Annotated in this window: 19 protein-coding genes; 8 read left to right on the top strand and 11 right to left on the bottom strand. The window is 53.1% G+C overall.

Annotated features, from left to right (window positions below; all coding sequences use genetic code 11):
* Positions 1 to 277: 277 nt before the first annotated feature.
* From QJQ48_RS02825 to QJQ48_RS02835, 3 genes are all read left to right on the top strand, one after another.
* Positions 278 to 661, top strand: coding sequence for a phage holin family protein (locus QJQ48_RS02825; RefSeq protein ID WP_346289665.1), 384 nt, complete (start codon positions 278 to 280; stop codon positions 659 to 661).
* 139 nt (positions 662 to 800) lie between these two features.
* Positions 801 to 1,820 carry an AI-2E family transporter gene (locus tag QJQ48_RS02830; RefSeq protein WP_346289666.1) on the top strand — a complete coding sequence of 340 codons (1,020 nt, stop codon included), beginning with the start codon at positions 801 to 803 and terminating at the stop codon, positions 1,818 to 1,820.
* 308 nt (positions 1,821 to 2,128) lie between these two features.
* On the top strand, positions 2,129 to 2,548 hold the full coding sequence (locus QJQ48_RS02835; RefSeq protein WP_346289667.1) for a response regulator: 420 nt from the start codon (positions 2,129 to 2,131) through the stop codon (positions 2,546 to 2,548).
* Between the two features lie 70 nt (positions 2,549 to 2,618).
* On the opposite strand, the gene QJQ48_RS02840 is transcribed toward QJQ48_RS02835, so the two are convergent.
* From QJQ48_RS02840 to QJQ48_RS02850, 3 genes are all read right to left on the bottom strand, one after another.
* Positions 2,619 to 3,032 (bottom strand): Na-translocating system protein MpsC family protein, encoded by a 414-nt coding sequence (locus QJQ48_RS02840; protein WP_346289668.1) that lies wholly within the window; start codon positions 3,030 to 3,032, stop codon positions 2,619 to 2,621.
* A gap of 169 nt (positions 3,033 to 3,201) precedes the next feature.
* Positions 3,202 to 4,326: a serine/threonine protein kinase gene (locus tag QJQ48_RS02845; RefSeq protein ID WP_346289669.1), complete on the bottom strand. Its 1,125-nt coding sequence runs from the start codon at positions 4,324 to 4,326 to the stop codon at positions 3,202 to 3,204.
* Positions 4,323 to 5,642, bottom strand: a complete 1,320-nt coding sequence (locus tag QJQ48_RS02850; protein ID WP_346289670.1) for a helix-turn-helix transcriptional regulator — start codon at positions 5,640 to 5,642, stop codon at positions 4,323 to 4,325. Before QJQ48_RS02850 ends, QJQ48_RS02845 begins: the two co-directional genes overlap by 4 nt.
* 197 nt (positions 5,643 to 5,839) lie before the next feature.
* Between QJQ48_RS02850 and QJQ48_RS02855 the strand changes: the two genes are divergently transcribed.
* From QJQ48_RS02855 to QJQ48_RS02870, 4 genes are all read left to right on the top strand, one after another.
* Positions 5,840 to 6,547, top strand: a complete 708-nt coding sequence (locus QJQ48_RS02855; protein ID WP_346289671.1) for a PspA/IM30 family protein — start codon at positions 5,840 to 5,842, stop codon at positions 6,545 to 6,547.
* Positions 6,548 to 6,560: 13 nt separating this feature from the next.
* Positions 6,561 to 8,120, top strand: coding sequence for an OmpA family protein (locus QJQ48_RS02860; RefSeq protein WP_346289672.1), 1,560 nt, complete (start codon positions 6,561 to 6,563; stop codon positions 8,118 to 8,120).
* Positions 8,117 to 8,650, top strand: a complete 534-nt coding sequence (locus QJQ48_RS02865; protein WP_346289673.1) for a hypothetical protein — start codon at positions 8,117 to 8,119, stop codon at positions 8,648 to 8,650. The genes QJQ48_RS02860 and QJQ48_RS02865 overlap by 4 nt, the downstream gene beginning before the upstream one ends.
* Positions 8,651 to 8,810: 160 nt before the next feature.
* Positions 8,811 to 9,374, top strand: coding sequence for a hypothetical protein (locus QJQ48_RS02870; protein ID WP_346289674.1), 564 nt, complete (start codon positions 8,811 to 8,813; stop codon positions 9,372 to 9,374).
* Here QJQ48_RS02870 and QJQ48_RS02875 read toward each other — a convergent pair.
* The 8 genes from QJQ48_RS02875 to QJQ48_RS02910 form a co-directional block, all read right to left on the bottom strand.
* Complete coding sequence (locus QJQ48_RS02875; protein WP_346289675.1) at positions 9,371 to 10,777, bottom strand: FAD-dependent oxidoreductase; 1,407 nt, start codon at positions 10,775 to 10,777, stop codon at positions 9,371 to 9,373. The two genes, QJQ48_RS02870 and QJQ48_RS02875, sit on opposite strands and share 4 nt — an antisense overlap.
* A gap of 8 nt (positions 10,778 to 10,785) precedes the next feature.
* A complete protein-coding gene (gene larB, locus QJQ48_RS02880) occupies positions 10,786 to 11,565 on the bottom strand; it encodes a nickel pincer cofactor biosynthesis protein LarB (protein WP_346289676.1) in 780 nt (259 codons plus the stop codon).
* Between the two features lie 109 nt (positions 11,566 to 11,674).
* Entirely contained in the window at positions 11,675 to 12,586 is a 912-nt protein-coding gene (locus QJQ48_RS02885) for a mechanosensitive ion channel family protein (RefSeq protein ID WP_346289677.1), read from the bottom strand.
* A 147-nt stretch (positions 12,587 to 12,733) separates the two neighbouring features.
* Entirely contained in the window at positions 12,734 to 14,176 is a 1,443-nt protein-coding gene (gene glgA / locus QJQ48_RS02890) for a glycogen synthase GlgA (protein WP_346289678.1), read from the bottom strand.
* Between the two features lie 96 nt (positions 14,177 to 14,272).
* Entirely contained in the window at positions 14,273 to 14,455 is a 183-nt protein-coding gene (locus QJQ48_RS02895) for a hypothetical protein (protein ID WP_346289679.1), read from the bottom strand.
* Positions 14,456 to 14,464: 9 nt separating this feature from the next.
* Entirely contained in the window at positions 14,465 to 15,541 is a 1,077-nt protein-coding gene (locus tag QJQ48_RS02900) for a glycosyltransferase family 4 protein (RefSeq protein ID WP_346289680.1), read from the bottom strand.
* Positions 15,542 to 15,599: 58 nt separating this feature from the next.
* On the bottom strand, positions 15,600 to 16,919 hold the full coding sequence (locus tag QJQ48_RS02905; protein WP_346289681.1) for a peptidoglycan-binding protein: 1,320 nt from the start codon (positions 16,917 to 16,919) through the stop codon (positions 15,600 to 15,602).
* Positions 16,920 to 17,260: 341 nt separating this feature from the next.
* Positions 17,261 to 18,292, bottom strand: coding sequence for a DMT family transporter (locus tag QJQ48_RS02910; RefSeq protein WP_346289682.1), 1,032 nt, complete (start codon positions 18,290 to 18,292; stop codon positions 17,261 to 17,263).
* 79 nt (positions 18,293 to 18,371) lie between these two features.
* On the opposite strand from QJQ48_RS02910, the gene sppA reads away from it, so the two are divergent.
* On the top strand, positions 18,372 to 19,217 hold the full coding sequence (gene sppA / locus QJQ48_RS02915; protein ID WP_346289683.1) for a signal peptide peptidase SppA: 846 nt from the start codon (positions 18,372 to 18,374) through the stop codon (positions 19,215 to 19,217).
* Positions 19,218 to 19,270: the final 53 nt, after the last annotated feature.

Genomic DNA, 19,270 nt, shown 5'->3' on the forward strand with positions numbered 1-19,270 from the left:
TTCCTACTGGATGTTTCGAGAAAAATAGCGTCTGATACAATTTTTCTCGAAAACCCTACCGATTTGCGCTCAAATTCGTATGTAAAGCAGCAATCTGAGCAAGAATCTGCCCTTTGAGAGAGGTTAATCCAGCGTTCTAATTAGACAATTGAAGTGAAAGTTTGCTTTGCTAGATGCTATGTCAGTTGTTATTAATGTGACGAGCTGACGTTGGCTGTCTGAAAAGCTTCATTTTTAAGCTAACTAATTAAACACTGCTTTGAGGTAAAACAAATCTATGCTGAAACTTTTATTAACTGGACTAGTAACAGCGCTGAGCCTGCTGATCGTTGACCTAGTCGTTCCTGGCGTTAACATTGCCACTTTCCCTGCCGCTCTAATTGCTGCTGCCTCGATTGGCGTTGTCAACTCACTAATCAAGCCAATTCTCTCTGTTCTTTCCTTGCCGCTGAACATTTTGAGCTTCGGACTGTTTTCGCTTGTCGTCAACGGTATCTGTTTCTGGCTGTCTTCTGTTCTGGTACCTGGATTTAGCGTCAGCGGTCTGCTGGCGATCATCGCTGGGCCGGTAATTCTGTCTTTGGCTAGCACTTTCCTGGGTAATTACTTGGGAGAGCGCTATCCTGCGATTCAAGGCAGCCCGACTGAAGCTGACGGCTAGTCATGGCTGAGCTTGCAGCACTGCTACGCCCTAACTCGGCGTAAAAGTGAGTGGCCAAGGCCGCTCACTTTTTGATTTTGATATAACCTGACAAGGCTAAGCTTTTTTGTTTTATAGGCATCAGTAGAGAGTTAAGCTTTTGAAGTTAAAAGATTTGATGGCCTTAGTTGCCTTAGTTCTAGCGCTGTACATTCTTTGGGAAATTCGCCTAGTCCTACTGCTGACTTTTTTCGCAGTTATTATTGCTACCGTACTCAACCAGCTCGTTTACCGTTTAGAGAGAGTTACGCATCGAAGAAGCTTATCTGTTTTAATTGCGGTTGCTAGCTTCCTAATTGTTTTATCTATTTTGATTGGCGGTATTGGTCCGCCGTTTGTAGATCAAATCCAAAGTTTTATTCAGCTATTTCCTACCATTATTGGTAGAATCCAGTCTTGGTTCTTTTCTTTAGAAACCGTTCTTCCAAGCGCTTTAACTAAAAATCTACAAGACTTCAACAGTCTATTGCAGCAGCTGCAGTCGCTCGACTTGCGAATGCTGTTTGGCAGAGTCTATACTGTTTTTTCTAATACTCTGTCAATTATATTAAACTTGTTGCTAATTATAGTAGTCTCTATTATGCTGCTGGCGGATCCAGAACCCTATCAGCAGACATTCACTCGCCTATTTCCTAGCTCTTTTCGGCCCAAAATCCATCACATTTTAAGTGAATGCGAAACGGCAATTGTAGGATGGTTTTTAGGGATTATTTTTAATATGAGCGTTATCGCTGTCCTGAGCGGTATCGGCCTGCTGATTCTAGGCGTAAAGCTAGCACTTGCAAATGCTCTGCTGGCCGGACTGTTGGCTTTTATCCCCAATGTAGGCCCTGTCTTGAGCGTAATTCCGCCAGTGGCGATCGCTCTATTAGATGCCCCTTGGAAAGCGATCGCCGTTGTCATTCTCTATATCTTAGTTCAGCAAATCGAGAGCAATATTTTAACGCCATTGGTTATGGAGAAGCAGGTTTCACTCTTGCCTGCGCTGACGCTACTTTCCCAGATCACCTTCACAATATTCTTTGGCTTTCTCGGTCTGCTTTTAGCTTTACCTTTGGCTATCGTCAGCAAGATTTGGATAGAGGAGCTTTGGGTTAAACGCTTTTTAGATCAGCACTGACTTGCAGACCCAGAAGCATTGATTTAGGTCAATTCCTTTTTTTTATTTGCGGTCTTGAACTCGATTGATAATTTTTCTCAAAGAAATTACCTGTCTTACTCTAGACCCCTTAAGCATTTGTTAATATTTTAGGATATAATCAGCAATACTGATTTCAGCTTCTCACTAGGCTTTTCCAAACGGCAAGTCTACGGAACCTGATTCAGCAACGAGATTCCAGCAGGGTTCAGTGCTCAAGGCCATTGAACAAACAGCTTCTGCTCAAAATTTGCAAGTGGTTCAATGCCCCTTCAGATTCCGGAGTGGATATGAGTTCAAATTCTTTAGTATCTGATTCGTCTGTGTCCGCTTTGGATCAGGGTCTTGGAAAGCCGTTGGTTTTGGCAGTTGATGATCATTTAGACAGTCTTCACCTCATTACCTGTGCGGCTGAACTTTTTGGCTTTCGCTGTATATCTACCAGTGATCCCACTCAAGTCTTGACGATAGTGGCGGTTGCCAAGCCCAATTTGATTCTACTAGATATCTTGCTGCCGCAAATCAGCGGTATTGAGATTGTAAATGGACTAAGGCGTAATCCTCAAACACGCTCTATTCCGGTTGTAGCGGTAACAGCCTTGGCCAGCGATCGCGATCGGCGGCGAATTATGGCGGCTGGATTCATAGGCTATCTCTGCAAACCCTACATGTTGGAAGATCTCAACGAGATTCTAGAAAAATATTTATAGTCTAGGGCTTGTAAGACTGCTTAAATCTGCGGTACGCGACTGAAGTTGTCTGAGGCTGAAGCAACCAGCTCTACTGATTAGATTTCAGGCTTTTATACTTGGGAATAACGTGCGGATTGTTAACCGCAGGTGCATCTTGCAGCACCATAATTAAACCCGTCGTACGGCTTTCAAAAGCAGTACTGCTCAAACAGTCAATAACCGCGACGCCAGCCATTTCTTCCAGCAGGTGACTAATGCGAACCTGCAGCGACTGGTTCAAGGCCGCTCTCATGTTGTAAACCGTCTTGGGCTGATCGGCCTCAATTAAAAGCCGTTCTAAATGTGTTACAGATTCTTCCAAAACAATTGCCAATTTCGTTTCAAAGAATTGACAAACAACCTGGCTTGGTTCTTGCCCTAGCTTATTGATATAGAGCAGCTCGATCTCAGAGGATAAGGATTGCTCTAGCTGCTGAGCCGTTTTTTGTAATAGCTGCGTCATCGTCTATTTCCTTCTATTCAGTTGCGCAATGTTTTACATCAGCAGGCTTTCTTTTACAGGAATTTGATCCTGAGATTGTTAAATTTTAGTTTAACAAATTAGAGCTATTTCGTTCTCATGCAGGCTCTAATGTGCTAGTGTTTCGGGTTATACCAAAACTACTTAGACATCAATTTAGCTGAATAATGCCTTCGGGCACACTGTGCTGCTGCGCCTCGCGATGACCTTGCCACCAGAACAGGGTCGTCACCAGCAGCACAGTAAACAAACCCAGATTCAGCAGCTTAATCCAGAGGGGACTGGGCGCGGGCGATCGCTTCACGGGCGGAGCCACCAGTCCCCCCTTCAGCTGCTCCAGCACAAACGCCGCATTGGGAGGACGCTGCCAGAATAGCGGTTCCATCAGGTAGTCGAGCCAGTCCGCTAGCGGTTTAGGCACTTGCGGGGCCAGCAATCGCCACAGCAGTCCCCCGTTTTTTTCGCTCACCTCCAGATCTAGCGGGTGCGCCTGAGTGAGCAGAAATACTAGCGTCCGGCCTAGAGCGTACAGGTCAGACTGGGGCACCGTGCGGCCTGTCACCTGTTCTGGCGCCGTGTAGCCCGGTGAAAAAATGCCCAGCCCCGTGACATCTTTGCCCATCAGCCGCTCAATCACCGTATAGGAAACCTCATGCACCGCGCCAAAATCAATCAGCACCAGTTGTCCATCCGGTCGCAGCATGATGTTAGAAGGCTTAATATCCCGGTGGAGATAGCGGTGCTGATGCAGATGATTGAGAATGTCGAGGAGCTGGAGTAGCCAAGACCAGGCCTGCTCAGGGCTGATGCTCCCCTCTCTTTCAACCAGCGTTTTCAAATTTTCTCCCGGCACCTTTTCCATCACTAGGCAGTGCAGCGGCTTCTTGCGCTGGGGCAGCGAGAACACAAAATAGCCATCCCCAGGCTGAATGTGGGGTAAACCAGGATGACTCAGGGTTTTCAGCACCTCAGCTTCCTGCTGTAGTAAGCCCACCGCTACCGAATTATTTTTCTTAGAAACTTTGAGCACTTTGCGGTTTGGCGCTGCGGGCGATTCCTGGTTAGGCGGCTGGCATAGCAAGTCCTCGATCTCAAAGATCTCGGCATTCCCCGGTTCCTGGAGCGATCGCAGGGGCCGAACTAACCGATAGCGATCGCCCACCCATAACGCTGCGCCGCATCCCGCACAGGTTTCGGCAGTCTCTCGATTTTGGCGCTGTTGGCACTTAGGGTTAATGCAGTAGTAAGCCACAGTTTTGCGATCGCCCGTTCTCAAGCCTCCATTTCTTCAGCCACGACGCTCAGCACTGCCGGGGGCAAATTGAAGCGGCCTTCCGAGGTTTCTAACAGCGATCGCTGCTTGAGCGACTGTAGCGCCTGAATCAGGTCTTGAGGAGAGGAGTCAGGTAGGGCAGTCATCAGTTCGTCTAACGAGAGAGGCTGCTGCTGCTGCACGATCTGCCGCAAAATCTCGGCTTCCACATCCGACACCCGCGCCAGAATGTCTTCTAGATAGTCGCTGATGTCATGGGTAAATAGAGTCGTTTTCAGAAAAGCGGTGACGTTACCGTCAAAGACTTCTCGGATGGTCGTAGCCACCATCTTGAGCATGAAGGGATTGCCCCGATAGCCGCGAATCAGATCGTTCCACTTTTGGGTGTCGCCGCTGAGGCCCTTTTCTGTCAGCAGGTGCTGGGCTTCGGCTGCAGTGAGTCCTTTCAAAGTGAGCGATCGCACAGGTGAGGTTTCTCCTTCTAAAAGTGAGATTTCGGCGGGCTTTTCCTGGCTAGTAATTAACACGCTGCTCTGATGCGGTTCCTGACCCAGCCGCTTAAACAACTCACCGTAATCTTCATAGCCCTCACGGTAAATTCCGGCCAAACGACCGCTCTGCAAAATCGACTCGGCCCCATCTAAGACCAGCAGACAGCGGTGAGCGCGGCAGTAATCGAGCAAATCTGATATTTGGGCTTCTAGGGGCTTCGGAGTTTTACCGTTATGTGAGCCAGAATCTGTCAAAATTTCAGCAACCTGCTCCAAGAGTGTCGATAACACCGGAGCCTGTCGCAGCGACAGCCAGATCACAGCCTCAAACTCAGCGGCAATCTGCCGCGCCAGCTTCACCGCCAGCGCCGTTTTACCTATCCCCGCCATGCCCAGCACGATTACCAGTCGGCACTGTTCTTGCAGCAGCCACTGCTGTAGCTGAGCCAGTTCCGTCCCTCGCCCATAAAACACGCCGCTGTCGGGCGCTTCGCCCCAGTGATGGGCGGGGACAGTTTGGGTGAGCTGAACTTTTATAGGGCCGCTCGCCGAAATAGGCGGCGATACCGCCGGTGACTGCCCCTCAGCCTGATAGCGAGAAACCAATAGCTGCTGCAGTCGTGTGAGCTTGACCGGGCCGCGACCGCTAATCTGAAATTTCTGATAGACCTCGCTCAGTCGCTTACGGACGGCATCGCCGCTAATGCCAATTTCTGCCGCGATCGCCGCTGTCGGCTTTCCCTGCATCGCTAAAACCAGCACCTCCTGCTCGGCCTTGGAGAGATGGTGTTCCTGGGCGATCGCTTCTAGAAAGTCTGACGAAATCACAGCATTGCTCACATCACGTTAAGAACTGGCTTTATCTTAGCTCATTGTCGTGAGCATTTCGGCGGTCTATGACTGCTCAAGCAAGGAAAAACAAGCTCACATGAGTTGACAATCTCACATGAAGCGAATATAACGGTTATAAGCTCACATGAATGATTTAACGAGACGAGACTGTCAACTGATTTAGGAGTCAAGCGATGAAAAAGTTTATGTACTGGCTGCTGGGTGATAAAGGGGGCCGCATTGCGGTCGGTAGCTGGGCTTGGCTGATCGGTCAGCCGTTAGAAGTAGGAGGCGCTCAGACTGTCGCGATCGCCCAGCAGTCCTTAGACGACATTGCCGAAAATGTTGAAAAGCTAACGGAGGCCGTCGCGCGACAGTATGCCGCCCTGCAGCAGGCCGAAAAGCTGCTGGCGGAGATGCAGTCCCAGGCGCAAAACCTAGACCAGCAGGCAGTGCAGCTCGTGCAGCACGGCGAAGATGAGGCCGCTCTGACCCTGCTGGGAGAGCTAGAGGTGATCGAAACAACGCTCCCTCAGCTTCAGGCCCAGGTAAAAACCGCTCAACAGAACTTTGAAGTTGGCAAGCAGCGCCTGGTCGAGCAGCAGCGGCAGCTACAGCAAATGAAGACTCAGCAAAAAGTCAGCGCCTCGCTGCAAAAAGTAACGGCGGCGCTAGAGCAGGCCAATGCGCTCTCAGGGCTGAGTTCTGAAAGTGCTGTCAGCCTGTTTGAAACAGCACGAGACGCGATCGATCGCCGGTCAATCACGGCCAACTCCCAGAGGCAGCTTCAGTCCTTTGGCCAAGAAGCCCAGCGGAAAACTCACCAGCTCAAAGCCGCTGATCGCCTCGCCGCTCTCAAAAATCAAGTTAATCCTCAGCTCACCGGAGACAACCATGCTTAAGCCAAAAAATCAGATGTCACAGACCCGATCAAAAACAGGCAAAAAAGGTTTGCCGCCTATCGCCTATATCGGCGGCGCCCTAGTTATCGCCGTCGCTAGCTGGCAAGGGCCGGAGCTAATTGCGCCATATTTGCCGGATGGCGTTCTACCTGTTCAAGCGGACAATAGGGCGGACAATCAGCTAACCGTATTGGGCGATGGCTTTTCTGGCTATAGCTCCCTGCGTTCTACCGCCTTCGCTGACAGAGTTGCCCAGGCCGATTTGAAAATTCAGTATCAGGAGGAGCTAGATCAGGCTGAGCGGGCTGAGCGGTTAGGCAACGGAGCCGACCTAATTGTCACTACCTTAGACCAGTACCTGACTCATCGCCCTGAGGGCCGGATTGTCGGCCTGATTGACCGTACGGTCGGCGCAGATGCGGTCGTCTTGAATACGAGCCAGTTCCCCCAGCTCAAAAGCCTAAATGACCTGGCAGCGGTGAAAGCGGCCACGCCCAATCTGAAGCTGGTCTACTCCGCCGGAACGCCCAGCGAATATCTAGCCCGGCTGCTAGATATCAAGTTTGAAAAATTTGATCTAGCTGATTTTGAAGTTGTTGAGGCTGAAGATTCAGCTCAGGCCTATGAGATTTTGCAGTCAGACCCAGCCGTGGCGATCGCGGTTTTGTGGGAACCCGATGTCTCTAAGGCAGTGCAGGCAGGCAACAAGGTAGCCCTCAGCAGTCAGGATGTACCCAACGCAATTATAGATGTGATGGTGGCTAGCGATCGCCTGATTGCTCAGCGCCCGCAAGAACTCAAGTCCTTTCTCACCGCCTACTACCGTCATACGGACGCCCTGATCCAAAACAGCAGCGCCCTCAGTGCTCAAATTGCTTCTGACAGCGGCCTGTCAAATTCAGATGCCAGCAAAGTAACAGAGGGCATCGACTTTTTCTCCAGCCTGGAGACAGAGCAGTGGTTCACCCAGGGTGAGCTAGAGAAACGAATTCAGGCCACCCAGGCGATTGTGACCCTAGCGGGCGGGCCAATTAGTCCCGTAGAGGATGCCTCAGCTCTCTATAAAACAGCTTTCATTGAAGAGGCCGTGGCCAATACCCAGCAGGTGATTCAGGCGATCGCCGCTGCCGATCCGGAACTGGCCGCTATGCTCTCAGGGGAGAAATCAACCACGGCTGTCTCCGTGACGCCGCAGCAGGTGCAGGCCGCTCAGCCCATCGGCAATCTTAACGTACGCGGCACCGTTAGCTTTGCCACCGGCTCAGCAACGCTGACGGCGGTAGGCCAACAGACTCTAAACCAGCTAGCTGAGGAGATCAGCGACTTCAGCCCGGTGACAACGGCTCTCAATATCGTCGGCCACACCTCCAAAACCGGCCCAGCCGCGATCAATCAGACCCTGAGCCAGCAGCGGGCCCAAATTGTGGCTGACTATCTCAAATCTCGCGGCGTCAAGCTGCAGATTGCGGTCCAGGGCAAAGGGTTCAGCCAGCCGCTGCCGGGAGTTGATCCAGCCCAGCCCCAAAATCAGCGCACTGAAGTACAGCTCAAACGGATTGGAGGTGAGTCATGAATCAGAGTTTAGCCCCCGCGTATCTAGTCAGGTCTAGCAGGGAAGACGTACGCAGCCAGCATCGCCATTCAAGCCAGAGTTTGGCTCAGGCTTATCAAGCTCTAGAGGGCGATGCCCCCGCTGACATTCCCTGGCTCGTCTGGCTATTAGAAAACCCGGAGAGTCCCCTGGCGCTGGGCGGCAGCATTTCTCTCCGCAACCACGACTATCTGCACATTTTGCTGAGCCGAGGCTTTACGCCAGCAGACGAAGCGTTTGTGATTGGCATGACAATGGGCAACGACCCGCAGACCAGGAGCTGGCACTACCTAATTTTCAAATTTGCGGCTCGCTTTCTCTATCCGAACCCGTATCGGTTCAGCCGCCAGCATTTAGACATTTTTGAGCAGGGGGTGCAGTTTGGTCAGTCCCTGCCGGTCAAAAACCTCAACCGTTTTGACTTCTCCCTAGTTGAGCGATCGCCCGTGCCGTTACTTCGGCAGGTTTTTATGACCCCAGGATCAGAAGTCCCCGGCATCCCTGCAAATTGAAATTGCTCAGCTCACAGCCAATACCGGCTGTAGCCCTAGCTCACCCGCATCTCTGCGTTCGTTTGGGGCGGACAAGGGTGGCCCCCCGTCGAAGAGACCAATCCGGACGGATCTGCCCAGGCCCCAGGTTTCCCTACTCGCTAAATTTAATTTTGTTCCTATGCACATCACTAAACACACCTCTCATCAGCTCATCGTCAAGCAGTATCCTAAGTTTTGCTGGACTGTTACCGGCTTTCTAGGCATCGCCGGCCTGTTCAACCTGCTAGCGCCACTCTTTGGCTCACCCGCCGAAGACTTCCTCGCCACTGCCACCTTGATGCTCGGCATTGCCGTGGTAGTGCTGATGTTTGCCGAGCTGCGTATTTTTGAATTTGACCGCGATCGCGCGCAGCTTCGCATTCGTCGCTGCTGGATTGCACGACAGCAGACAATTGACTATCCCCTGGCTACCCTAATTGCGGTACGGCTCAGTTCTAAAACCGTCAGGGTAGAAGGCTATGGGGGGACAGGCAGCCGGATTGAGCTGGTCTATCTTGACGGGGTTATGAAGCCTCTAACCACTGCCTATTCCTCCGATGCAACTCAGCGACAGGTGGCGATCGCCATTGCCCAGCTATTTAACGTCGAGGCTCAGGTGCCGCCGACGATGGGCGAGGTAATGCAAAAAGCAGTCGGCTGGCTGACGGGTCAGGTGTTTGGCAACTCCTCCAAGCGCCGCTAAAGCCGCACCCGCGATCGCCGCCAGTTAAACCAGTTTTCTAACCAGTCTCGTCGCCAAAAGCCCACGGCTAGGCGGCGAGTTTGCCACTGCTGAGCGGTTTCAACCAGGGCCGCAGTGAGGCCCTGGGGCAGATAGGGCGATCGCGCTACGGATCGGATTCCCTGCTTCGCGGCGATCGCCTGGGCAATGGGCTGTATAAGTTCGCTGGCGCTAGCCCCCACTATCTGCGCCCCCAAAATTTCGCCGCTGCGGTGGGCCACAATTTGGCAAAAGCCGCTGGCCTGATTGAGTAACTGCGCCTGCCCGTTGGCATAGAGCGGCTGGCTGCAAACCCAGGTGTCTTCTCCGTACCAGGCTCGGGCCTGAGCTGGAGTAATCCCTACCCTGGCCACCTCCGGGGTTGTAGACACGCGCCAAACCAGAGCCCGGCGATTCAGCTCAAATCGGGGCAGAAGCAGGGCATTTTTGAGCACTAGGTCAATTTCTGGCGGCGCGATCGCCCGTATCTCCTGTCGTCCCAGGGCGGTACCTAGCGCAAACAGGCGAGGATGGGTGGTCTGTAAGCGATCGCCCACAACCGGGCCGAAGCCATCCTGCTTGACGCCCACCATGTCTAAACCCAGATCAAAACTGCGCAGGCTGGGAGCCGTCGCCACAACCAGCTCATCTACCGTCAGCGCTGCCTGGGATAGCTTGATCTGATGCCCCGCTAGGGCCGAGCTGTCAGCGGTAACCTGATCGACCTCAGCCAAGCATTCCAGCTGAATGCCCTCAGCTTCAAGCTGCGCCACTAGCCACTGCCTAATAGCCACCGCCTGCCGGTGCAGCCAGGCTGGCTCTAGGCAAATTGTGACCTGAGCGCCTAAGCGAGCCATTAGCTGAGCGATCGCTAAGGCCGCTGGCGTTCCGCCCAAGATCCCTATACGTGCAGGCACCGCAGGCAGCTTATACAGGGTTTCAGGCGTATAGGGCGATCGCTCAGCCAGTCCTGAGATCGGCGGCAGCGGGGTAAAAAAGTCCGCGGCCAGCAGGTAGGCTCTGGCCGTCAAAAAGCGCTGCTGAGTTTCAAAGGCTAAGCGCGGCGATCGGCAAAACTGCCCCGGAGCTTGAATGTAGTCAACCCCTTGGGCTAGAAGGACCTGGGGCGATCGCAGCTCGGCCTGCTGCTGGCTGACGGCCTGCGTCCACTGCTGCCAGTGGGACCAGTCTGCTGGCCCGGCCCTTTGGCTCCACTGCTGCCAGGCGCTCACCTGTCTGAGGTAGTCTGCCTGGAGCGATCGCGCCACGCCATCTGCAAGCGGTTCGACTAGGGCGACTCTGGCTCCTTGACTAGTAGCGGCGATCGCCGCCTGTCGGCCTGCCAGCGTACCACCCAAAATTACCAGGTCATAGTCAACTAGCATCGCCAGCGTTAGTCAGCATCCTTGAGTTTGGCGGCGGTGCGGAGAATCTGTCCGGCCAGGATCGCCGCGCCAAAGCCGTTATCGATATTGACAACGCCAATGCCCGCCGCACAGGAATTGAGCATGGTCAGCAGCGGAGCCAGACCGTTAAAGCTAGCGCCGTAGCCCACGCTGGTCGGCACAGCAATAACCGGACAGCTCGCTAGGCCCGCTACCACGCTTGGCAGTGCTCCTTCCATGCCCGCCACCACAATCAGCACGTCGGCTTCGTCAATTACCTGTCGGTGACTCAGCAGGCGGTGAATTCCGGCGACGCCAATATCCCAGAGTCGCCGCACCCGAAACCCTGACAGCTCAGCCGTCAGCGCCGCTTCCTGGGCTACAGCCAAATCGGCAGTACCTGCGGTGAGTACGGCAATAGTACCGGCATACTGAGGCACGATTTGAGTGGGGACAAGGGCGCAGATTCTCGCCATCTCGTCGTAAATTAGGTCGGGAATAACGGCTTTGAGCTGCTGGTACACCTCTGGGGTAATCCGCGTCGCCATCACTACCGGATTGCGCGGCTGTAGGCTGCGGATGATTTGCACAATTTGATCTACGGTTTTTCCTGGTCCCCAAACGACTTCCGGAAAGCCAGTGCGGAGAGTGCGATGATGATCGACTTTGGCAAACTCGCCCACAGGTTCAAAATCTAAATTTTTTAACTTGGTGAAGGCTAGCTCTGGACTCACTTCTCCCTGAGCCACAGATTCTAAGAGCCCCTGCAAGGCTTCGGCTTGATTCACAGATTTCTTGCGCCCTCCGGCGATAAACGACACCTCTTGTCTAGGCTATCGTTTCCCGGCAGCATTGTTGATACCCGGAGCTTTGTCTGATAGTCACTAGCCGCGATGACTAGTTGCGATCGCCCACCATTTCCTGTTCTGAACCATCCTGCTGGCTCAGTGCATAGTGGTCGTTATACTTCTCCTGATTGAAGAAATAAACTGTGCGAATGGGGTAAGGAATATTGATATCCACTTCGTCACAGGCTTTCTTCAGCGCAATCATCACCTTTGTCTGGGTACGACGCACCATTGCCTGCTGGGGGGCTGTCCAGTAGCGCACGACCAGATCAATGGCGCTATCGCCAAAGCCAATAATATCTACTTCGGTCGGTGGATTTTCGAGCACATGCTCAACGCTATTGGCCGCTTTGAGCAGTACGTCCACAGCCATTTCTAGCGGCGTATTGTAGTCAACCCCGATCGCTAAATCAGTCCGACGATACTTTTGAGCGGTTCTCACCTGCACTGAATTAGTGAAAACAATCGAGTTGGGAATGACAATTTCTTCGCCCTGATAGGTGCGAATTTGCGTCGATCGCAGCGCAATTTCCTCAACCGTGCCCTCGTAGTCATTGACAATAATTTGGTCGCCCAGTCGAAAAGGCTGCTGTAGCAGTAACAGTATCCCGGCCAGGAAGTTCTTGAAAATGTCTTGAAACGCGAAGCCAACAGCTACTGAACCTAAACCCAACAGAGCCACAATGTCGCCTAAAGCCAAACCGGGAAAGGCAATAATGGCCGCGATTAAAATACCGACAATCCAGGCGGTAATATAGCCTACCTGAGTTAGCAGGGACTGCAGCGATCGATTATTCAAAAGCCGATCTGATAGGGAAGCCGCCACCCGTCGAGCCAGGTTAGCGCCATAGCGAGTCAGTGCTAAGATAATCAGCGCCCCCAAAATGCCGGGAACAGCCGCTACGCCGCCGCCAACTAGATTAATAAGGGTCTGCTGGATTTCCTGAATAAGACTCTGCATAGGCTTTAGAAGAAAGAGAATCAATAAAAACTGATAGCACCCCCGCTAGGATTCATGATTCTGTAGCGAACGACATCCTTCCCCTAGGGGATTTTTGGAAATGGCAGGCGATCGCAGTTTAAACAGCCAATATCTGCAACGTGGCCGCTAACTGCTGGCGGTAGGCGCTGGTGCTGCGGGTTTGCCCCCTAGCTCAGCCGGAACCTGCTCATCGTAAGATAGCCCCAAAACATCGCTGTAAAGCCTGATATATTCCAGTGCCGATCGCGTCCAGCTAAAGTCTTGCACCATGCCCCGCTTTTGCAGCTCGCGCCAAGGCTGCTTGTAGTGGAAGCCTTCCCAAGCTCGGACTAGGCAGGTATAGAGATCCAGCGGTTCGTAGCGATCGAAGCAGTAGCCAGTGCCAGTCCCTTCAGTGGGGTTATGGTGCTGCACCGTATCTACCAGTCCTCCCGTTTTACGCACAATTGGAATACAGCCATAGCGCAAAGCGATGAGCTGACTGATGCCACAGGGTTCAAACCGAGACGGCATTAGGAACGCATCAGCCCCGGCGTAGATTTTACGGGCTAGAGAGTCGCTGTAGAGCAGATAGGTAGACACCCGCCCCGGATAGCGAGATGACAGCTCCCACATTTGGGTTTCATAATAGCGATCGCCCATCCCTAGCAGTACAAACTGGGCATCGGTGTATGACAAAAAGCGATCGAGCATCTGAATCACCAGATCTAGCCCCTTCTGCTCTACCAAGCGGCCTACAAATCCCACTGTGAAGGCGCTGGAGTTGATCTCTAAGCCCATTTCTTCCTGCAGGGCAATCTTGTTTTTGCGCCGCTGATCGAGGGTTTCTACGCTGTAATTTTGCGTCAGTTGGGGATCGACTTCCGGATTGTAAGACTCATCATCAATGCCGTTGAGGATGCCGCTGAGCTTACTGCTAATAAAAGACAGCAGTCCTTCTAACTCCTCACCATAATTGGCCGTTTGAATCTGCTGGGCATAGGTGGGCGATACCGTGGTCACGCGATCGGCAAACTGCACCGCTGCGGCCATTGTGTTGTGGCCTTCCATATACCAGGGGCACCAGGTCATTTGCTCTAACCGCCAGCGCCACGGTCCCTGATAGGCCAGGTTATGAATCGTGAAAATAGTTTTAATCTCTGGCGACTGGTGCATCCACACCGGAATCATGCCGGTATGCCAGTCATTACAGTGAACGATGTCCGGCTTCCAGTAGTTCCAGGCAAACTCAGCAGCGCCGTTCGCGAAGAAGGTAAAGCGCCAGTCTTCATCGGCCCCCGAATAGATATGGCGGGGATCAAAAGCAGGATGGCCAAACAAATAGATGGGGACATCGGACTTGGGCAGCACAGACTCATAAACCGCAAACTTGTTGAACATTGCGGCGCCCCACCAAATCGGCTCTGCGGGAACATCAATTTTCTCAGAGAGAAAACCGTAGTACGGCATAAAGATGCGCACGTCATGTCCCATTTTTCGCAATATCTTTGGGAGCGACCCAACCACGTCGCCCATGCCGCCCACCTTAGCCAGAGGAGCCACTTCTGCCGCCACAAAAAGAATTCGCATGGTTGACCCTGCTTGAGACTTTCTTTGCTTTCAAAGATAAGTCTAAGGGGGTGTTGGCTTTATGCATAGGGGCAATCTCAGAGGCTGCAGGAATCATCAGCGTTCGCGGGTGTGATAAACCTGCCAGGCAATTAGCGCCAAAATTCCGCCAAAGAAGATAAACGCACCCCAGTCAGCAGAACTACCGGGAACAGGGAGATAGAGCAGAGTAGCTGGTTGAGTCTCTAACGCTGCTGCATTGGGCAGCCAGAACAGAGAGCAAATCAAAGGTAGAACCATGTCTATAGCCTAATACTGCTGCAAAATATCCTGGAACCACTGCTCGAAGCGATCGCCCAAAGCAGACAAAGAATACTCCGCCTCCGCCTGCTGGCGACAGGCTGCGCGATCGAGCTGGCCTAGCTGGGCGATCGCTGCTACGAGTTGATCCACGCTGTCCGGCATCACCAGCCATCCCGTTTTACCCGACTGCACAATTTCCGCTGGGCCACCCCGTTCATAGGCAATCACAGGGACACCGCAGGCCAGCGCCTCAATCGCCACGTTACCGAAGGCTTCCACCCAACGGGGCGTCATTAACAGCGCCTGTCCCTGCCTAAGCACTGCCTGAAGTTTGGCGGTGGGTAAAAAGCCCAGATAGTCTATGGGAGCAGCCGGATAAGCCTGCTGAATCTGCTGCCAATAAGCCTGATTCTCTAGCTTGCCCAGGATTTTTAGTCTTTTCTGCGATCGCTGGGCCGCCTCTACCGCGTCCTCTAGTCCTTTTTCCGGAGAAATCCGACCTAGCCAAACCAGGTAGTCCTGGGGCTGATCACAAAACTCATACAGCACAAGATCAATAGCACTGCTCAAAATCCGAAAGTTTGCCACGCCGGGAAACGTTTCTGCCTGAGTGCGGGTGTAGACGCCTACGCTGCTGGGAAACCGCTCTGCCGTTCGGCAAATGACTGCATCCATTGCCCCCGAAAGTGACCCCATACTGACAAACTGAGCTACGGGTCGCCGCAAAAACGGCATCAGGTAGAAAGGCAGCCAGTCATAGGCAAAGTTAACCAGCAAGTCATAGTCATCCTGCACCTGACGGGCATAGTCCCACATATTGGCCAGCACCGGATTTTCGGGTAAAACCGTGGGGGTCTGTCGCCCTTGAGTATGAGCCGTGGGCTGTAAGGTACCTGAGATCGGCGCGATCGCAATTTCTGCCAGAGCCGATCCCTCAGGAGCCACGACCCGGAGCGAATGCCCCCGTCGTTGCAGTTCCTGAGCAAGATTCATCAGCGTCAGCTCCACGCCGCCGCCCAGCCCTGACCCCAAGGGGCCAACGGGGGTAGAAAGCAAAAGCAGTCTCAAGGCTGAAGCAGACATGAAGATAAAAGGCAGTCGCTCTTTCTAGAGTCACCTCTTCAGCATGACATCAAACGGTTTAAGAGTTGGTCTTCTCACCGGGCAAAAAATCCGCTGGCGAAACAGAATCATAGAGAGAAGCCCGCTGCTCGCTGCTAGGTAAAGGCCGGATGCGGTTGAGCTGTCCCAGCGCCCAGCGGGCTGTTTCTCTCACTTCAGGATCTTCATCTTCAGCTACATGGGCCAGCATCTGACTTACCTGAGCCGCCGCATCATAAATTCGAGTCAAATCGCGAATGGCATTCTTGCGCACTTCAGGATTATCGTCCTGCAGCGAAAGAGCCAGCGCCCGGTTCATCGGCTTTAGCGTATGGGTGCCAATTTCAGATAGAGCCGCCAAAATCAGGCTGCGCTCCTTGGAGTCCGCATCCATAATCAGATTGACTAACGGCTGCACGGCACTGGAGTTGCCCCGCTGCCCCAGTTCCCAAATAGCCTGCCGTCGTTTGGCGGGATCGCTACTCTGCAGCTCAGCCACCAGCGTTTCTACAATATTGAGCTTGGGCAGCCGTGTTGTTTCTTCCAAAGCTGCCGTTGAGTCAGTCTGGTCTTGAATTTCCAGATTCTGCTGGGAACCATTCACTGCGGCTGCACTGTCCGCTATCAGAGCAGACTGGTCAGTTACGTGAGCCACTGGTGCTTGCTTATCTAGCTGTTTGGCAGGCCGACCTGAGCGCAATGACTGGCGATAAACCAGCACAACGCCGCCGCCAATCGCCCCTAACCCCAGCAGTAGAATAGCTGGTATTAGAAGCTGAGACGGGTTGAACTCAGAAACGGCAGTCGGCTCTGCGTCTACTGGCTCGGTTGTAGGCGTAGAAGCGGCTGTCGCTTCTGACTCCGCCTGGGGAAAAGGGGTTGCCGCCGCTGGCGTAGACGCAGTCGAGGGCAAAAAATTGGGAATCTGGCTTTCTGTAGCTGGACTAGGCGACTCAATCGAAAACAGGTTGGGCGTTTGTAAGCGTTGGACGGTGAAGGGATCTACATTGCCAGTAGCCGGTAGGCCAGAATCTTGCTGAAAGTTTGACAGGGCTTGTTCGGTTTTAGGGCCATAGATACCGTCAACAGGCTGACTGTAATAACCAAGCTGCTGCAGCCTGAGCTGGAGCTGTAAAACTTCACTGTTGCTGAGATCGGCTGCTGTCGTTGGGGTAGAGGCGGCTGGATTCGTGGGTACCTGAGCTAAGGTCGGCCAGATTTTAGCGGCTGTAGGCGCTAGCTGGGCAGTTGCAAGGACTGGTAAACCAGTAGGGGAATGAGCCACAGCCCGAACAGCAGCGGGGGAACCTCCCCAAGCTGCCAGACAGGTTATTGCCAGCAAGGTAGAGCGTTGGATCATGTCAGATGGTTGGTCCTTGGTATCCTTGCACCCAGAGTGGCTATCATACTTTGCGACTGCTCTCTTAGCGTTTTGACGCTCGCTTCAACTTGTCTCCACTGCGTTCGTAATCAAGCAATTTTTTCGGCTTGAGCGTACCTCATCTGCTGTCAGACTAGCAGTTTCGGCCCAAAGCCGTTGGGGTACCCGCGATATTGAACCGTGCTATGAGCGTCTAGCTTTCATACTAAATCAGTTTGCATAGCTCACTTTAGGATGCCCGATTCTGGTGCTAGATCTTTAAAGAGGTGTTGACTCAGTAAAGTCTGCGTTAAAAGCTCAGCTCGCACTAATCAGCAGGTCTAAGATTTTGACTCGAATGTTCCTGTCCGGACCGTATTTTCAGTAGACGGTTGGACTGGCTGCGCCCGGAAAAACCCCAGCAGCCTTTCTCGCTGGTTAATCAGACAAATGCTGACCAGCGTAAAGGCAACGCCCGTCCACTGGACTGAACTCAGCAGTTCGCCTAAAAATAGGTTGCCAAATAGCAGGGCAAAAACTGGTGTCAGAAAGGTCAAGGCGCTGAGACTGGTCAAGTTACCCTCAGCCGCTAGATAGAAGAAGATACCGTAGGCTAAGGCACTGCCAAAAATGGTGGCATAGGCGATCGCCATCCAGCCCGTAAGCGATAGCTGCTGCCACTGACCGGTTTCAGCGATCGCCGACCAAGCTACTAGCGGCAGGCTACCTAAAATCATGTGCCACCCGGTCGCCATCACCGGATCCGCATGGCGGCACACATAGCGAATCAGCACTGTGCCCACCGCCATCGACAGCGCCGCCAGCAGCATCAGCCACTCTCCCCGCTGAAACAGCAGGCCCACCATGTCACTACCCGGCGTCCAGCTTTGCCAAAACGGGATTCCCTGCAGCAGGTTCAAAATCCATTCGTCCGGCAGCCCCAGCAGGCTAATGCCGATAAGGCCCAATCCCAGCCCAATCCAGCCAAACATCCCCACCTGCTCGCCAAACAAAAACCGGGCCATGACTGCTACTGCCAGGGGTTGGGAGTCAATCATCACCGATCCCAAACCTGCCCCTGTCCGCACCAGTCCCGCTGCCAAGAAGCCCTGAAACAGGGTGCCATCAATGAGAGCAAATAACCCAATCCACAGCCAAGCTTGCCAGCCCGCAGGCTGCTTGCGGCCCATCCACAGACCGGCTAAGAGTACCAAACAGCCTGCTGGCAGCAGCCGCGTCGCCGCAATGAAAAATGGGGTCGTGTCGTCAATCACCCCCTTCATGGCCACCATAGCCGTTCCCCACAAAAAGAAGGGGGAAATCAGCAACAATGCAGTTAGCATTCGTTTGGGCGGCAGAGAAGTATGACTCATAAAGCTAGCGGATAGTTAAGCATGGCGCAGTTGTATACTTATCTTAAAGAATGTTAAGTCATCTAGCGATCGACACCCTATGATTTGGCCGTTTAAGCCTCGGTTCCGTAAGCAAATTGCCCGCATTGAGATCACTGGCGCGATCGCAGGTTCGACGCGCAAGCGCGTTTTAGAAAATCTCAAAGAAATTGAAGAGAAAAAATTTCCGGCCCTGCTGCTCCGCATCGATAGTCCCGGTGGCACCGTCGGTGACTCTCAAGAAATTTATAGCGCTCTGATGCGACTGCGCGAGCAGGTCAAAATTGTTGCTAGCTTCGGTAATATCTCCGCTTCCGGCGGGGTCTATATTGGCATGGGGGCCGAACACATCGTGGCCAATCCCGGCACCATTACCGGCAGCATCGGCGTTATTCTACGCGGCAACAACCTAGAGCGCCTGCTCGATAAGGTGGGTGTTTCCTTCAAAGTGATCAAGTCCGGCCCTTATAAAGACATTTTGGCCTTCGATCGCGAGCTGACTGAGCCAGAGCAAAATATCCTGCAAGAGCTAATTGACGTTAGCTACCATCAGTTTGTCGAGACGGTCGCCACCGCTCGCCAGCTTACCGTTGAAGCCGTTAAAGAATTTGCCGATGGGCGGATTTTTACCGGACAGCAGGCGCTGGCTTTAGGTGTAGTCGATCGCTTAGGCACCGAGGAAGATGCGCGCCAGTGGGCCGCTGAGCTAGCTGGCCTCAATCCTGAAAAAGCAGAATGCTACACCTTTGAAGACCGCAAGCCCTTCTGGAAACGAATATTACCCGGCAATCGCCAAGCGGCTAGCCAATGGGCCGACTTACCTGTTGCTGAGCTGTCCAATAGCCTCAGTCAGCTAGAGTTTGACCTGACGACCAGCGGTCTGCCTCTCTGGCTCTATCGACCGTAAACTTCCTATACAAGGCTCAAATTCAGCTCTAGGTGGCGATCGCTGGCGGCGCT

Source organism: Sphaerothrix gracilis Ecp01 (genome assembly GCF_030405905.1).
Taxonomy (GTDB): Bacteria; Cyanobacteriota; Cyanobacteriia; order Phormidesmidales; family Phormidesmidaceae; genus Sphaerothrix; species Sphaerothrix gracilis.

What these genes read in the sequence shown, in the direction of transcription:
- QJQ48_RS02870 (WP_346289674.1), top strand. Translation starts at nt 8,811, where the DNA reads ATGCACATCACTAAACACACCTCTCATCAGCTCATCGTCAAGCAGTAT.
- QJQ48_RS02825 (WP_346289665.1), top strand. Translation starts at nt 278, where the DNA reads ATGCTGAAACTTTTATTAACTGGACTAGTAACAGCGCTGAGCCTGCTG.
- QJQ48_RS02910 (WP_346289682.1), bottom strand. Translation starts at nt 18,292, where the DNA reads ATGAGTCATACTTCTCTGCCGCCCAAACGAATGCTAACTGCATTGTTG.
- sppA (WP_346289683.1), top strand. Translation starts at nt 18,372, where the DNA reads ATGATTTGGCCGTTTAAGCCTCGGTTCCGTAAGCAAATTGCCCGCATT.
- QJQ48_RS02875 (WP_346289675.1), bottom strand. Translation starts at nt 10,777, where the DNA reads ATGCTAGTTGACTATGACCTGGTAATTTTGGGTGGTACGCTGGCAGGC.
- QJQ48_RS02835 (WP_346289667.1), top strand. Translation starts at nt 2,129, where the DNA reads ATGAGTTCAAATTCTTTAGTATCTGATTCGTCTGTGTCCGCTTTGGAT.
- QJQ48_RS02840 (WP_346289668.1), bottom strand. Translation starts at nt 3,032, where the DNA reads ATGACGCAGCTATTACAAAAAACGGCTCAGCAGCTAGAGCAATCCTTA.
- QJQ48_RS02855 (WP_346289671.1), top strand. Translation starts at nt 5,840, where the DNA reads ATGAAAAAGTTTATGTACTGGCTGCTGGGTGATAAAGGGGGCCGCATT.
- QJQ48_RS02860 (WP_346289672.1), top strand. Translation starts at nt 6,561, where the DNA reads ATGTCACAGACCCGATCAAAAACAGGCAAAAAAGGTTTGCCGCCTATC.
- glgA (WP_346289678.1), bottom strand. Translation starts at nt 14,176, where the DNA reads ATGCGAATTCTTTTTGTGGCGGCAGAAGTGGCTCCTCTGGCTAAGGTG.
- QJQ48_RS02895 (WP_346289679.1), bottom strand. Translation starts at nt 14,455, where the DNA reads ATGGTTCTACCTTTGATTTGCTCTCTGTTCTGGCTGCCCAATGCAGCA.
- QJQ48_RS02885 (WP_346289677.1), bottom strand. Translation starts at nt 12,586, where the DNA reads ATGCAGAGTCTTATTCAGGAAATCCAGCAGACCCTTATTAATCTAGTT.
- QJQ48_RS02900 (WP_346289680.1), bottom strand. Translation starts at nt 15,541, where the DNA reads ATGTCTGCTTCAGCCTTGAGACTGCTTTTGCTTTCTACCCCCGTTGGC.
- QJQ48_RS02865 (WP_346289673.1), top strand. Translation starts at nt 8,117, where the DNA reads ATGAATCAGAGTTTAGCCCCCGCGTATCTAGTCAGGTCTAGCAGGGAA.
- QJQ48_RS02905 (WP_346289681.1), bottom strand. Translation starts at nt 16,919, where the DNA reads ATGATCCAACGCTCTACCTTGCTGGCAATAACCTGTCTGGCAGCTTGG.